Raw genomic sequence first — 16,324 nt, 5'->3', positions numbered from 1 at the left:
ATATTATCTTCAAAAATTCAACTATTAATCTGTAACTTTGCGCAGATTTTTCACCAATGCAAAGTATTCATGAAAAAAGTTTTTAACGTTCTATATTCAACTCGATTAACTGCTATTTTATTCCTTATTTTTGGTGCTGCAATGGGCATTGCTACTTTTATTGAAAATGATTACGGCACTCAAACTGCAAAAGCACTCATATACAACACCTGGTGGTTCGAGGCAATTATACTCGTTTTTGCCATTAATTTTTTTGGCAATATTTTTAGATACCGCTTGTATAGAAAAGAAAAATGGTCGGTTTTTTTATTTCATATTGCTTTTTTATTAATTATAATAGGTGCTGCAATTACTCGATATATAAGTTACGAAGGAATTATGATTCTAGACGAAGGGCAAACTAGTAATCAATTTTTATCAGAAAAAACTTATTTAAACATTATAATCGACGATAATAAAGAACAACGAAATCCTATTCATCAAAAATTATTGCTTTCAGCCTTAGGAAAAAACACTGTTAATTTTTCATCTAACTTTAAACAACAAAAAGTTGATTTTAAATTGGTAGACTATATTCCTTGGGCAGAAAAAAAAATAATAAAAAATGAAAATGGCGATGAATATTTATTTTTAGTAGAAAGCTCTAGCGGAACTCGACATGAGCATTATCTAAAAAAAGGAACAATAGAAAACATTCATAATATATTAGTAGGTTTTGATGCACCCAACAACAATGCCTCTATTAATTTTTTCTATGAAAACAATGACTTAAAAATACGGTCAAAAGTAGCTGGTAATTGGTTTAGAATGGCTGACCAAAAACGAGGCGAAATAGTTAAAGATTCTGCCCAACATTTTCAATTTTTAACCTTACATAATATTGATGGCTTACAATTTGTTGTTCCACGTCCGGCAGAAAAAGGAATTTTAAAAACAGTTCGTGGTAAAAAACAGAAGCAAAAAAATGATGTAGTCGTTTTTGATATTACTACTGGCGGAGAAACCAAACAAGTAGCTTTTGTGGGCAAACAATACAATACCAGCAATATTCAATATTTTTCTGTGGGTAATTTAAATTTTAGAGGTTGGTACGGTTCTGAAGTTCTAGAAACACCTTTTAAAATTAAACTAAACGATTTTCAATTAGAAAAATATCCAGGATCAGAAAGTGCTGCATCATACTCAAGTAAAGTTACAGTAATAGCCCCTAAAGAAACTTTTGACTTTAAAATTTACATGAATCACATTCTAAATTACAAAGGTTATCGATTTTTTCAATCGAGTTATCAAAATGCTGGACAAGCTGTAGAACAAACACACTTATCAGTAAATCACGATTTTTGGGGAACATCCATCACCTATCTAGGATACGGATTATTATTTTTGGGTTTAATTGTTTCTTTATTTATAAACGGAACACGCTTTAGCGATTTAAAAAATCAACTAAAAAAAATTCGTAAAAAGAAAATTACAACTGCCATTGTGTTTATTTTCTTTTTCTTTAAAATAGGGGTGGCACAACATAGCTTTCATTCTCTTGAACAAATTACTAACAAACAAATAGATAGTTTTTTAAAGGTTAATATTGTACAAAAAAAACATGCCGAATCATTTAATCGATTAGTTATTCAAGATGCTGGTGGACGTATGAAACCCGCCCATACTTTTGCTTCTGAATTGGTTAGAAAAGTAGCACATACCGAAAACTTTAAAGGCATGGAACCTAGTCAGGTTTACCTATCTATAGTTGAATATCCAAGAGTTTGGTTTGAAGTTCCAATAATCTATTTAGAAAGAAACGACGATAAAGTTCGCGAAACACTTAACTTACCCGTTACAGCAAAGTATGCTCGACTATCAGACTTTTTTACCTCAGAAGGAGTATACAAGATTAAAGAATTAGTTGATGAAGGTCAAAAAAGCAAAATAAAAAATAAATTTCAAAAAGACATTATAAAAATTGACAGAAGAGTTGGTTTATTATATAGCGCTATTGGAGGCAGTATTTTACGTATATACCCTATCCCTAATAACGAAAACAATAAATGGGTGTCACAACCAGAAACTTTAAATGCAGGTTTTAAAGGAACAGATTCTGTGTTTGTTCGTCAATCATTACCTGTTTATTTACAATTATTAGATGCTTCAAAAAAATCTGGCGATTATACACAAACCAATAAAGTTTTAGACGGTATTAAAAAATTTCAACGAAAATTTGGTTCTGCTGTTATTCCTTCTGAAAGAAAAATTGACTTTGAAATTGCTTATAATAAGCTAAATATTTTTAGCAATTTATCAATCGGATACGGTATTGTAGGTTTGTTGCTAATTATTTTAGTAATTACCCAAATATTCATCAATAACAAAATTTTAAACTACAGTATTAAAACCTTAATTGGAGCCGTAGGCATATTGTATGTTTTTCATTTTATTGGTTTAATAATGCGTTGGTATATTAGTGGTAATGCCCCTTGGAGTAACGCTTACGAATCAATTATTTTTGTAGCTTTTGCAACCATGACATTTGGTTTAATCTTAGGTCGAAAATCAGCACTAACCATTGCAGCCACTACATTTTTGGTTTCAGTTATTTTAGCCTTTGCACACCAAAATTGGTTAGACCCAGAAATAGCAAATCTACAACCAGTACTAAATTCGGGATGGTTATTAATACATGTATCAATTATAGTAGCCAGCTACGGCCCTTTCAGTTTAGGTATGATATTGGGTGTTTTGTCATTATTTTTAATAATTACCACCACCAAAACAAATAAACAAAAAATGGATTTGCATATTAAAGAGCTAACCCTTATTAACGAAATGGCTTTAACCGTTGGATTAGTTATGTTAACTATAGGTAATTTTTTAGGTGGTATGTGGGCTAATGAAAGTTGGGGGCGCTATTGGGGTTGGGATCCAAAAGAAACTTGGGCTCTAATTTCTATTATGGTATACGCATTTGTTTTACACATGCGCTTGGTTCCTGGATTAAGAGGAAGGCTTACTTTTAATATCTGGTCTGTAATTGCTTATGCTTCTATTTTAATGACTTATTTTGGCGTTAATTTTTACCTATCTGGGTTGCACTCGTATGCAAGTGGAGACAAAGTGATAACACCAAACTCAGTTTACTACTCTATTGCCTTTGTGATAATTTTAAGCATTTTAGCAAAATATAAATATAATAAATATTATAAAAAACTATAAATTATATAATCTATAAAACTGTATTTGTCAGTCAATCTTTCTAAAGAAAACAACAATTATGTATAATAAAAATATAAAATTAATTTTAGCAGGTTTAACTTTAATTTGGGCTATTTACGAATTCACAAAAGGACATATTGGAAATGGAATTAGTATTTTACTACTAACAGGTATTTTTATACTTTTTTATTTTAAAAACGAATTTATTTTACTCGCTTTTTTACAATTACGAAAACAAAACTTTGAAGGAGCAAAAAAATGGTTAAGCTATATTAAAAACCCTACTGCAGCTTTAACTAAAAAACAAGAAGGTTATTATAACTATTTACATGGTATTATGCTGTCGCAAACTAATATTACACAAGCTGAAAAATATTTAAAAAAGGCTCTAAAGCTTGGTCTTTCAATGAATCATGATTTAGCCATGGCTAAATTACAACTTGCGGGCATAGCCATGACTAAACGACGTAAAAGAGAAGCTACAAATCTTCTTAGTGAAGCCAAAAAGCTAGACAAGCATGGCATGCTAAAAGATCAAATACAAATGATGAAACAACAAATGAAAAAAATTTAAAAAAAGAGGATTTTCCCTATTTTTTTAAATTTCACTCCCTACTTCACTATATAAATCGTAGATTTACAGCGGTTACCATTTTATAATAAACATGGTTAGAAAATTACTTTTAAAAACATTAGACAAATACGCTTCTAAATGGACTGTTTTATCTGTTGATATTATTTTGGTGTGTTTTTCTTTTATTATAGCTTATGCTATAAAATTTAACGCAAGTTTTGATTTCGATTTTAGCAGAGCAAAATATCAGCTCCCTTTTATTATTTTAATTTCAGGACTTAGCTTTCTATTAGTTGGTTCTCACAAAGGAATTATACGGCATACTGGTACTCGAGATGCCTTTAATGTATTTGTTGGGGTTACTCTTTTTTCTGCCTCTACATTTATTATCGTTTCTCTAAATAAATTTTTCCATATTTATCCGCCAATCAACATTCCTACTTCAATAATCATCATTCACTACTTAATAACCACTTTTGTACTAATCATTAGTCGGTTTATTTTTAAAGCCTTTTACGAAATTATTTCATCAGAATTAGATGCAATTACAAATGTTTTAATATATGGTGCTGGAGAGTCAGGATTAATTTGTTATGCGGCGCTTAATAGAGATACTAAAAATAATTTTGAAGTACTCGGTTTTATTGACGATGACACAAATAAAATAGGAAAAAAAATTGACCGAACAAAGGTATATGGATTAAGCCAAATTACACGTAAATTTATTAAACAAAAACAGATTGATGAAGTCGTTATTTCTATTCAAAAAATAAAACCTACTAGGCTTTTAGAAATAACCGATTACTTAATGAAATTAGGTATTAAAATTAAAATAGTACCTCCACTTACTAAATGGATTGAAGGAGACTTAGAAGCACACCAAATAAAACAGGTTAAAATTGAAGATTTATTAGACAGAGAACCTATTTCTATTGACAATCCTATTGTACAAAGAGATGTAAATAATAAAGTTATTTTAGTAACAGGAGCTGCAGGATCTATTGGTAGTGAAATTTCTAGGCAATTAAGTTTATACAATCATAAACACTTAATTTTAGTAGACCAGGCAGAATCTGATTTATATGAATTACAGCAAGAATTACTACAAAAAAACACTAAAAACTTTACCTCTATTGTTGCTGACGTCAGAGACAACGTTCGAATGGAAAAGATTTTTAATCATTTTAAACCTCATAAAGTATTTCATGCTGCCGCATACAAACATGTTCCCTTAATGGAACAAAGCCCTTATGAAGCTGTAAAAGTAAACATAGGCGGTACTAGAACCATAGCAGACCTAGCTGTTAAATACAATATAGAACGCTTTGTAATGGTTTCAACAGATAAGGCTGTAAACCCTACTAATGTTATGGGCGCTACCAAACGGGTTGCCGAAATGTACATTAGTTGTTTAAGCAAAAAAAATAAATCAACTAAATTTACAACTACACGTTTTGGTAATGTTTTAGGATCTAATGGATCGGTTATTCCTCTATTTAAAAAACAAATTAAAAATGGAGGACCTTTAACTGTTACTCACAAAGATATTACTCGATATTTTATGACAATACCTGAAGCTTGTAGATTAACGCTTGAGGCAGGTTCTATGGGGATTGGTGGTGAAATTTACATTTTCGACATGGGTAAATCTGTAAAGATTTTTAATGTTGCTAAAAGAATGATTCAACTATCAGGACTTCAATACCCAAAAGATATCAATATTAAAATTACTGGACTTAGACCTGGAGAAAAATTATACGAAGAATTACTAGCTAACGGAGAAAATACTAAACCTACCTACCACGAAAAAATTATGATTGCTAAAACTCAACCTATTGATGTTGAGCATACACTGCTTAAGATAGAAGAACTTTTAGCAGAAAATAGACAACATAATAACAAAAAAACAGTAACTATAATTAAAGAAATAGTGCCTGAATACAAATCTAACAACTCCAAATATGAAGAATTAGATATTGTTTATCAAAAACACTACTCAACACAAGAACAAGCTTAATTGGTTTTTACACGTAAACAATCAAACTAAATTAGCGTTTAAAATTTATAAGCTTTTCGTTTTTTAACCTTACATATTTCTTTTTTTTAAGAAAGTTTATGTAGATTGCCTCCCTTAAATTAAAACTGATAAATTATGATTTTAATTGCAGACGGAGGGTCTACTAAAGTAGATTGGATTGCTTTAGACAAGAATAAAAAAGAAGTTTTTAGAACCCGCACATTAGGATTAAACCCCGCTGTAGTTAGTAAAGAAGAGCTAAAAAATAGAATCATAAATATGTTTCAACTCATCAATATTAAAGATGAGGTTAGTAAAATTTATTTTTACGGAGCAGGTTGTGGCACTCCTGAGCCCGTAAAAATTCTACACAAAGTAATGCAAGATGTTTTTGTTAATGCAAAAATAGAAATAGCCGAAGATCTTTTAGCTGCGGTATATGCTGCTTCACAAAAAAAACCGGCTATTGTATGCATCTTAGGAACAGGCTCTAACAGTTGTTATTTTGACGGAACAACCACGCAAATGATATCTCCTTCGTTAGGGTATATAATTATGGATGAAGCCAGTGGCAATTATTTTGGAAAACTTCTTATTCGTGATTTCTATTATAAAAGAATGCCTAAAAACATTGCTAAAACTTTTAATGAAGAATATAATTTAGACTCAGATAATATCAAATTTAATTTATACAAACAACCAAACCCCAACATGTATTTAGCAAGTTTTGCCAAATTTATGTTGGCTTATAAAGACGAAAAATATATTCGTAAACTCATTAAAAAAGGATTTAAAGATTTTTTTAAATATCGTATTTTACCTTACAAAAAAGACGCTAAAACACCTATCTATTTCATTGGTTCCATTGCCTATTTTTTTAGCGATATTTTAGATGATGTAGCTACAAAAAATAATTTAAAAATTACAGATATCATACAGCGTCCGATAGATAATTTATTAGATTATCATAGAAAACACATTAACTAATTTGTGGTAAAACACGCTCTAAAGCCATACCTCTAGAACCTTTAATTAATATTAGATTATTTTCTATAGGATACAGTTGTAAATGCTTTTTCAATAAATCAAATGTTTTAAACTGATGTTTTTCAGTCTTTGTTTTGTAAAAATTTTCTCCAACAAAAAATAGATTGTTAAAATTAAAAGAGCTTGCTAAATCCGCTATTTTTTGATGTTCTTCTAAGCTTGTGTCACCTAGCTCAAACATATCTCCTAAAATTACCGTTTTATTTTTTGATGATACCATATTAAAGTTTTCTAACGCAGCTACCATACTTGTTGGATTAGCATTGTACGCATCTAAAATAATTGTATTCCGTTTTGTTTTTATAATTTGTGAACGATTATTATCCGGAGTATAGCTTTCTATAGCCTGCTTTATTTTTTCAGCAGAAATTTTAAAATACTTACCAATAGTAATAGCTGCTGCCATATTGGGGTAATTATACTTCCCTATTAAATTACTTTGAATAATTTTATCTTGAAAAGATAGTTTTACGAACGGATTAACTTCTAAAAAAGTAATTGTTTTATCAAATAAAATTCGAGTACTATTTTTTGTTTTTTCTACCTGAATTGGGTCGTTTGTATTTACAAAAGCTGTTTTATTATTTATTTTTAAATAATCATATAACTCTGATTTAGCCTGTATTACACCTTCAATACTTCCAAAACCTTCAAGGTGTGCCTTACCAAAATTAGTTATATACCCATAATCGGGTTGTGCAATTTCACATAAAAAAGCAATTTCTTTAAAATGGTTTGCCCCCATTTCTATTATTGCTATTTCTGTTTCAGGAGTTATCGTTAACAATGTTAAAGGTACTCCTATATGGTTATTTAAATTTCCTTGTGTTGCAGTCGTCTTATAACCTTCACTTAAAACCTTATTTATTAATTCTTTAGTAGTTGTTTTGCCATTACTTCCTGTTAAAGCTATAATAGGTATAGTAAGCTGTTGGCGATGATACAACGCTAATTGCTGTAAAGTTTCTAATACATTATCTACTAAAATAATGTTATCAGAAGTTTGATATTTTTTTTCATCAACAATACTATATAAAGCGCCTTTTTTTAAGGCTTCTTCGGCAAATTTATTTCCATTAAAATTAGCTCCTTTTAAAGCAAAAAACAGTGTGTTTTTTTGTATGCTTCTCGTATCAGTATCAACTAAAAAGTTTTTTTTATATAATTTATATAAATCAGCAATATTCATTAAAGTAGAAATATAAGATTGTTTAAAAAAGATTACACTATTTTATAACCTTCTCTTTGATTACAAAATTAAAATTACTACTTTTTTATAGAATCTTAATTATTTAAATTAGTAAAAAGGTAAAAAACTTAAAACAAACCTTAGCAGGCATCCTCAATATTGATAACCTGCCAAGGCTAGCTTATTTATGACACTATTAAGGCCTCTTCGCGTGATATTATAGCTGCATTTACCATTTCTATCAATGCTTTTTTGGTTTCTTCCCAATGACGAGTTTTTAATCCACAATCAGGATTTACCCAAAGTTGATCTGTAGAAATTACCGCTTGCGCTTTTTCTAACAGGGCTAACATTTCCGTTTTTGACGGTACTCGTGGCGAATGAATATCGTATACCCCTGGACCAATTTCATTTGGATAATTAAATTCAGCAAATGCATCTAACAACTCCATTTGCGAACGAGAACATTCTATTGTAATTACATCAGCATCCATGTTTGCGATATTTTGAATAATATCATTAAATTCAGAATAACACATATGCGTATGAATTTGTGTTTCGTCTTTAACACCTGAAGATGCTATTCGAAATGCTTTAACTGCCCAATTTAAATAATTTTGCCAATCAGCTTTTCTTAACGGCAGTCCTTCACGTAATGCAGCTTCATCTATTTGAATAATTTTGATTCCTGCTTTCTCTAAATCAACTACCTCATCACGAATTGCTAAAGCTATTTGAGTACAAGTTTCTGAGCGTGGTTGATCGTTACGTACAAACGACCACTGCAAAATAGTAACAGGCCCCGTTAACATACCTTTTAGATGCTTTTTAGTAAGTGATTGAGCATATTTTGCCCAATAAACAGTTATTGGTTTGGTTCGTTGTATATCTCCATATATAATCGGTGGTTTTACACATCTACTACCATAGCTTTGCACCCATCCTTTTTTTGTGAAAACAAAACCATCTAATCGCTCTCCAAAATACTCAACCATGTCATTACGCTCAAACTCACCATGTACCAAAACATCTAAGCCAATTTGTTCTTGCCATCGAATAACTTTTTTAGTTTCCTCTTTTATAAACTCATCATATTCTTGTTTATTAATTTCTCCTTTTTTTAATTTTGACCTCCATGTTCGCACTTCTTTTGTTTGAGGAAATGATCCAATGGTGGTTGTTGGAAACAATGGAAGCTTCAACCTTTCTTGCTGTTTTTCTTTACGTTTTTTAAAAACATTTTTTCGATTAATATCTGCCTCTGTAATCGTTTTCACACGTTCTTTTACCTTATTATTATGTATAAGTTTTGAGGTTTTACGACTTTCAATAGCAAGTTGATTTGCTTTAAATTTTTCTAAAACACTTTCTTTTTCTTTAAAATTTACTAATTTCTTTAACGTTACCACTTCATCTACTTTTTGTTTTGCAAAGGCAAGCCACTGTTTTATCTCTGAATTTAAAGTAGTTTCAGAATCTAAATCGCAAGGAGAATGTAGTAATGAACAAGAAGGTGCTATAAATATTCTATCTTCTCCAACTTTATTAATTGCTTTATTAATTAAGTATAATGAGTGCTTAAAATCATTTTTCCATATATTTCTACCATCTACAACGCCAAGAGATAATTGTATTTTTAATGATAACTTATCGCTTTCTAAAATATCATCTAATTGCGTATTAGATCGAACCAAATCTATATGCAACATATTTACAGGAAGCGAAAGTGCTAAATCTAAGTTATTACCAAAAGAATCAAAATAATTAGCAATTATAATTTTTAGCTCTGGAAAAGTGTTTTTAATTTCAGCATAAACATAACTAAAAGCTTCTTTTGCTTTTTCACTTAAATCTAAAGCCAAAAAAGGTTCATCAAACTGAACCCATTCAACACCTTCTTCTTTTAATTTTTTTAAAATGATTAGATAAACTGGCAAAAGATTTTTGATTAGATCTAATCGATTAAACCCCTCTTGTTTTTCTTTTCCTAAAAGTAAATACGAAACAGGACCTATTAATACTGGTTTAGTTTTAAACCCTGCCTCTTTTGCTTCAATAAATTCATTTATAATTTTAGAAGAAAATAACTTAAAAGTTTGCTCTTTATCAAATTCTGGAACGATATAATGGTAATTGGTATCAAACCATTTGGTCATTTTCATGGCGGTAATATCCAAATCATGTTTTTGATAACCTCTCGCCATAGCAAAATAGAGGTCAAGTTCGTTATTTGTTTTATTGAGCATTACTTCATGATAACGTTTTGGAATTGCTCCTACAGTTAACGACATGTCTAATACTTGGTCGTAGAACGAAAAATCGTTAGATGGAATCAAGTCAACCCCTGCATCTTTTTGTAATTGCCAATTGTACTGACGAATACGTTTTCCTGTTTTTATCAGTTCTGCTACTGATATTTTACCTAACCAATACTGCTCACAGGCTTTTTTGAGCTCTCTGTTGCTACCAATACGCGGATAGCCAAGATTGTGTGTTTGCATTACTTTTAATTTTAACACGTTAAACAAAAATTAAAAGCTCTTTTTCACAACTTCACAATGCTCTGTAGAAATGAGTTTTTAGAAAGAAATACACCACTGGTAAGAACAGACTTCCTTATAAGGTTAAGAAAGTAAAAAGTGTATCAAACTGACAAATAAACTTCAAATCGCGAAAGCACCGTCAATTCAGAATAGGCAGGTCTCCTGGCTTGTAACAGTTTTACCACTCCTTCCCATCTCAATAAATGAAATAGTGGATTACATAATTTGGCAAAACCTTTGGTATGTTACTTACAGTTGCGCGACAGCTCGTGATTTACACACGATTCCCTATTAATCTACGTTAAGTAAAACCTTTTCTGGTTGATAAAGAAATTATATAAAGAACTTATTTAGACAAAAATAAAAACAAGTGTTATTTATTTTAAAATAACACTTGTTTTTATTATATTTTTAAAAATTTATTTTCTAGCACGTACTGAATATCTAGGTGTACTTCTTTTAACTCTTGTAAAAGTCATTGGACCTAGTTTATCAGTTGCACATCTAAAACCAATATAATTAGTGGCCATATATTCAGGATAATATCTTCTTTGCGCTGGGTCTAACCAATACTCTCTATCTGCCCAAGAACCTCCTTTAAAAACTCTAGATTTATCACTTATTAAAGTTGTTCTTCTTTTTGAATCATATTTATATCTATCTACATTACCTAACGAATCGGCTTCATCACGAGGTCTTTCAGGAGAATTATACATTCTAGACTCACTACTCGTTAGTTGTCCCTTATCTGCACCATAAAATTTAGATGATTCTTGATCGCCATCATACAAATCAACATTATCTGCCCTTGAATAATTACGTCGCATAAATGTTTGATCTTTAGTTACTGGTACAAATTTTAAACTCCCTGGTAAATCTTTTGGTACAATTTTACCATTTACTAGGGTATCATACTCCACTTGATTATCACCAACTATAACTACTTTTCCATCTTCATTAATCATTTTTTTTGTAAAGACATTACCTCTAAAATAATTAAAATCATTTGCATCAGAATCTACTATGGGTCTATACACATCAGCAACCCATTCGGCAACGTTACCTGACATATCGTATAAACCAAATGCGTTTGATTTGTACGAGCCTACTTTATTTGGAATATCAGAACCATCACTACTCCAACCTGCTATTCCTGCATAATCTCCTTTTCCTTGCTTAAAGTTTGCTAGCTGGTCTCCTCTATTTTTCCCATTTCTATTACGGGTGTATTTACCGTTCCAAGAGTATTTTTTTCGCCCACGAATACTATTATATTCTCTATTTTCAAAAAATGCTTTAGCAGCATACTCCCATTCCGCTTCGGTTGGCAATCTAAATTTTTGTGCTAAAATACCATCTGACTCCGAAACTTGTCTTCCTGTAAAACCACCTCTTTTAACTCTCTTTGCTTTTCCTTGTCTTACAGAAGGTAATCCTCTTTTATATACTTTAGAAGTATCACCATCAAACAAATAATATGGATCGGCTAGATATGAATCGGTATCAAAACTATTTTTCCCTTTAAATGAAACAGAATCTTCTCTAAAAATATTTTTCATAACGCCTTTATCTATCAATCTTTTTAAATTAACAGCATTAGTACGCCATTTACAGTATTTATTTGCTTGTATCCAACTTACACCTACTACTGGATAATCGGCATAGGCAGGATGACGAAAATAGCTTTCTGACAATAAATTAGTGTTTCCTAAACCTTTACGCCAAACTAATGTATCGGGTAATACCGATTCATAAATATGTGCATAGGCAGGGTCGCTAGGTGGATAAACATCTTTAGTATATTGAACAAACAATCCATATTCGGCATTGGTTACTTCTGTTTCATCCATAAAAAAAGAACGAATGTGCATTTGTTTAGGGGTAGTATTCCAGTCATACATTACATCATCTTGTACAGAGCCCATGGTAAATGTACCTCCTTCAATGTAAACCATGCCAGGAGGTGGCATATTACTACCTTTGTATGCTCCTTTTAAATATCCTCCATAATTAGGATCGTTAAACCTCCATCCTGTTAAAGCTGACTCATTAGCATCTTTCATTTTGCAGCTTGTGAAAACAACATTTGAAACAATAAGTAAACAAACTAATTTTAATACGTTTTTCATGCTTTTATTTTATCTAAAAAAACTTCTTTCTATTTTAGGTTTCGCAATTTACAATAATTCTCTTTTCAAACAAGAAAATTTATTAAACTTGTACCCAAGTCTAACGCAACAATATTAACGATTATTTTATTTCTTTATTATACTATATACCATAAATAATAAAATAATACGTTTTTAAAGGCGTTATTTAGTAATATTATGAAAAAAATTTTAGTTTTTAACCTTTTATTTTTTTATTTTTTTGCAAATGCTCAAATTACAAAATCTGTTTTAGCTAGCGGGAAATGGTATAAATTTTCTATTGATACTACCGGGGTTTTTAAAATTGATTATAATTTATTACAAAAAATAGGAATAGACCCATCGACTATTAATCCTAAAAACATTAAAATATACGGTAATGGCGGGACATTATTGCCCAATAACGTGAGCGATTTTAGACACGAAGATTTAGAAGAAAATGCCATTTATATTGCTGGTGAAAATGATGGTGTTTTTAACGCCAACGATTATATTTTATTTTATGGAAAAGGCCCTCATGATTGGAAAATAGACTCAGCCAACAATACCGCACACCACCAACAAAATATTTATAGTGATGAAGCCTATTATTTTATTACTGTAGGCGATACTGTAGGAAAAAGAATTAGCAATGCTACGGTAATTAACACCGGTGCATCTTCTAAAATTACGCAATTTGACGATTTTATTTTTCACGAAAAAGAGCTTATAAACATTAATGCTATCGGACAAGACTGGTTTGGTGAAGATTTTAGTATTGAAAACAATAAAGTTTTTAAAATTCCATTCCCAAATTTCGCTCCAAACACCACAAGTACAATTAGAGTTCGTGCGGCAGGAATTTCTTCTACTTATGGTAGTAAACTCAATATTACGGTTAATGGTTCTAATAATTTTTCTATTTCTTTTCCAAAAATAGATACAGGTTCTTCAATTCAAGGATATGCTATTGAGCAATCTTCTAATTTTAACAACACTACTAATAACATTGAAGTTGGTATAAACTATAATAACAACGGAAATCCGTCTGCAAAAGCCTATTTAGATTATATTGAAATAATTGGCAAAAAAAACTTAATTGTTAACAATAATCAATTTTCTTTTAGAAGTTTTAATCAAAAAGAGGCTTCGGGCACTGTTGAGTTTGATTTGCAAAATGCAAATAATATTTTTCAAGTTTGGGATATAACCGATTTTATAAATCCTAAAAATATTCAAAATCAATCTGATCAAAATTTATTTACATTTAAAGCAAATGGCGGAGATTTAAATGAATACATTGTAGTAAGCAAAAACGATTTTTTAACGCCTAATGTTCTTCAAAATTCGGCAATTTCAAATCAAAACCTTCATGCATTACGCGATTTAAATTATATTGTTATCACAACCCAAAAATTTGCTTCACAGGCAGCCCGATTAGCAGCCTATCATGAAAAAAACTCAAACCTTACTACAAAAGTAGTATTACTTAACCAAATTTATAATGAATTTGGTTCTGGATCGCCTGATATTACAGCAATAAGAGATTTTTTGAAATTTATTTACGACACCAATACTTCTCCTGATAAAAAATTACAATATGTTTGTTTTTTTGGAGATGGGTCTTACGATTATAAAGATCGAATAACCAACAACACCAATATTGTTCCTGTATATCTTGCCAATAGAAATCAAGGTAATAGTTTTGTTGTCGCTTCATCTTATGTTACTGACGACTATTATGTAATGTTAGAAAACGGCGAAGGAAATATGCAAACAAACCACACTATAGATGTAGCCTCATCTAGAATTCCTGTAAACACAATTCAACAAGCAACGGATGTAGTTGATAAAATTTTAAGCTACTACAATCCAAATTCTTTTGGTGATTGGCGAAATAACATTACATTAATTAGTGACGATGCCGATACTAATGGCGAAAACACTATACAAGAAGGAATGGAAAAACTTGCCGATTCTATTAAGGCAAATAAGCCCATTTTAAATATCTCAAAAATATATTCTGATGCTTTTGTACAACAAAATAGTTCTGGTGGCGAGCGTTATCCTGAAGTTAATACCGCTATTTTAAATGCTTTTGAAAAAGGTACTTTAGCTATTGATTATTTTGGGCATGGTGGAGAAGATGGGCTTGCAGCTGAACGTATTTTAGGTATTAATGAAATAAACTCTTTAAACAATACTATCTTTCCACTTTTTATAACCGTAACATGCGATTTTACACGTTTTGATAATCCTTTAAGAACCACTGCTGGGGAACGTATTTTTTGGAAAAAAAATGGCGGTGTTGCTAATTTAATCACCACTACAAGAGAAGTTTATATTTCTGTAGGACAAGCATTTAATCAAAAACTAATTAAATTACTTTTAGATGTTAACAACGAAAATTACAGTATTGCTCAAATTTTATTAAAAACCAAAAACGAAACACACACATCACAAAAATTTTTAATTTACAATATTGGCGACCCCGCAATGAAACTGGCTATTCCAAAGCCAAATATTAAAATAACAAAAATAAACAACGTTGATATAACCCAATCGTTAGATACTCTCAAAGCTCTTTCTAAAATTAGTATTGAAGGAATTATCACTAACAGCAACAATGTTATGCTATCTAATTTTAACGGCACACTCTCAACAACGGTTTACGATAAGCCGATTAATAAAACAACTTTAGACAATAATAATTTAGGGTATCACATGACTTTCGACTCACAAGAAAGTAAATTATTTAACGGAAAGGCAACGGTTAAAAATGGCTCTTTTAATTTTGATTTTATCGTGCCTAAAGATATAAAAATAGCTTACGGAAAAGGAAAAATAAGCTTTTATGCCGAAAATCAAAAAATAGATAAATCAGGAGCAAATTTAGACATTATTGTGGGCGGAATTAACACGAATGCACCAACAGATAACATTGGTCCTGAAATAAGATTATTTATGAATGACGAATCTTTTATTGATGGTGGCAACACAAACACATCGCCTAATTTAATTGTAAGCTTAGCAGACTCTAGCGGCATTAACACCTCTATAACGGCAATTGATCATGATATTGTTGCTATTATAGATAACGATCAAACAAACCCTATTATACTTAACGATTTTTATAAAACCGAACTTAACGATTTTACCAAAGGAAAAATTTCATATCCCCTACGAAATTTATCGGTCGGTCCACACACAATTACTCTAAAAGCTTGGGATACCTACAATAATTCTTCTGAAGCTACGTTAAACTTTGTGGTTGTTAGTAATACGAGTATAACCCTAAGTAACGTGTTAAATTATCCAAACCCGTTTGTAAATTATACCGAATTTTGGTTTAATCACAACAAACCTAACGAACCCTTAGAAGTTCAAATACAAATATTTACCGTTTCAGGAAAACTGATAAAAACAATTAATAAAAACATACAAACTGCTGGTAATTTATCTAGAAGTATAACCTGGAATGGTTTAGACGATTTTGGCAATAAAATAGCAAAAGGGGTTTACGTATATAAATTAAAAGTAACCGCAAGCACTAATAATCTAGTTTCTGAAAAATATGAAAAACTGGTAATTCTTTAATAAAGTTATACCTTTACAAAC

Annotated in this window: 8 protein-coding genes and 1 riboswitch; of the genes, 5 read left to right on the top strand and 3 right to left on the bottom strand. The window is 30.6% G+C overall.

The genetic code is table 11. The annotated features are described in order from the left end of the window. The first annotated feature begins 69 nt into the window (after nucleotides 1-69). The 4 genes from ccsA (at nucleotide 70) to AB2B44_RS07275 (ending at nucleotide 6,785) form a co-directional block, all read left to right on the top strand. Nucleotides 70-3,207: a cytochrome c biogenesis protein CcsA gene (gene ccsA / locus AB2B44_RS07290; RefSeq protein WP_369048914.1), complete on the top strand. Its 3,138-nt coding sequence runs from the start codon at nucleotides 70-72 to the stop codon at nucleotides 3,205-3,207. Between the two features lie 58 nt (nucleotides 3,208-3,265). Next, nucleotides 3,266-3,781, top strand: coding sequence for a DUF2892 domain-containing protein (locus AB2B44_RS07285; protein WP_369048913.1), 516 nt, complete (start codon nucleotides 3,266-3,268; stop codon nucleotides 3,779-3,781). Between the two features lie 91 nt (nucleotides 3,782-3,872). Beyond that, complete coding sequence (locus tag AB2B44_RS07280) at nucleotides 3,873-5,798, top strand: polysaccharide biosynthesis protein (RefSeq protein WP_369048912.1); 1,926 nt, start codon at nucleotides 3,873-3,875, stop codon at nucleotides 5,796-5,798. Nucleotides 5,799-5,933: 135 nt separating this feature from the next. Then, on the top strand, nucleotides 5,934-6,785 hold the full coding sequence (locus AB2B44_RS07275) for an N-acetylglucosamine kinase (protein ID WP_369048911.1): 852 nt from the start codon (nucleotides 5,934-5,936) through the stop codon (nucleotides 6,783-6,785). Here the strand turns inward: AB2B44_RS07275 and murF are convergent. The 3 genes from murF to gldJ all read right to left on the bottom strand — a co-directional run bounded on the left by murF (nucleotide 6,778) and on the right by gldJ (nucleotide 12,706). Then, nucleotides 6,778-8,034, bottom strand: a complete 1,257-nt coding sequence (gene murF / locus AB2B44_RS07270) for a UDP-N-acetylmuramoyl-tripeptide--D-alanyl-D-alanine ligase (RefSeq protein WP_369048910.1) — start codon at nucleotides 8,032-8,034, stop codon at nucleotides 6,778-6,780. The two genes, AB2B44_RS07275 and murF, sit on opposite strands and share 8 nt — an antisense overlap. A gap of 185 nt (nucleotides 8,035-8,219) precedes the next feature. Next, entirely contained in the window at nucleotides 8,220-10,535 is a 2,316-nt protein-coding gene (gene metE, locus AB2B44_RS07265; RefSeq protein WP_369048909.1) for a 5-methyltetrahydropteroyltriglutamate--homocysteine S-methyltransferase, read from the bottom strand. A gap of 176 nt (nucleotides 10,536-10,711) precedes the next feature. Next, nucleotides 10,712-10,908, bottom strand: a riboswitch (cobalamin riboswitch). A gap of 88 nt (nucleotides 10,909-10,996) precedes the next feature. Then, nucleotides 10,997-12,706 carry a gliding motility lipoprotein GldJ gene (gene gldJ / locus AB2B44_RS07260; RefSeq protein ID WP_369048908.1) on the bottom strand — a complete coding sequence of 570 codons (1,710 nt, stop codon included), beginning with the start codon at nucleotides 12,704-12,706 and terminating at the stop codon, nucleotides 10,997-10,999. A gap of 198 nt (nucleotides 12,707-12,904) precedes the next feature. On the opposite strand from gldJ, the gene porU reads away from it, so the two are divergent. Then, the gene (gene porU / locus AB2B44_RS07255) at nucleotides 12,905-16,303 is read left to right on the top strand and encodes a type IX secretion system sortase PorU (protein ID WP_369048907.1); all 3,399 of its coding nucleotides are present in this window, start codon (nucleotides 12,905-12,907) and stop codon (nucleotides 16,301-16,303) included. Nucleotides 16,304-16,324 lie beyond the last annotated feature (21 nt).

It is taken from the genome of Tenacibaculum sp. UWU-22, assembly GCF_041021355.1.
Lineage (GTDB): Bacteria > Bacteroidota > Bacteroidia > Flavobacteriales > Flavobacteriaceae > Polaribacter.
The sequence above is the reverse complement of the archived record's forward strand: the minus strand, read 5'-3'. Positions and strand labels throughout refer to the sequence as shown.

Excerpts from the sequence above, each read along its gene's own strand:
- ccsA (WP_369048914.1), top strand. The coding sequence starts at position 70 with ATGAAAAAAGTTTTTAACGTTCTATATTCAACTCGATTAACTGCTATT.
- AB2B44_RS07285 (WP_369048913.1), top strand. The coding sequence starts at position 3,266 with ATGTATAATAAAAATATAAAATTAATTTTAGCAGGTTTAACTTTAATT.
- AB2B44_RS07280 (WP_369048912.1), top strand. The coding sequence starts at position 3,873 with ATGGTTAGAAAATTACTTTTAAAAACATTAGACAAATACGCTTCTAAA.
- AB2B44_RS07275 (WP_369048911.1), top strand. The coding sequence starts at position 5,934 with ATGATTTTAATTGCAGACGGAGGGTCTACTAAAGTAGATTGGATTGCT.
- murF (WP_369048910.1), bottom strand. The coding sequence starts at position 8,034 with ATGAATATTGCTGATTTATATAAATTATATAAAAAAAACTTTTTAGTT.
- metE (WP_369048909.1), bottom strand. The coding sequence starts at position 10,535 with ATGCAAACACACAATCTTGGCTATCCGCGTATTGGTAGCAACAGAGAG.
- gldJ (WP_369048908.1), bottom strand. The coding sequence starts at position 12,706 with ATGAAAAACGTATTAAAATTAGTTTGTTTACTTATTGTTTCAAATGTT.
- porU (WP_369048907.1), top strand. The coding sequence starts at position 12,905 with ATGAAAAAAATTTTAGTTTTTAACCTTTTATTTTTTTATTTTTTTGCA.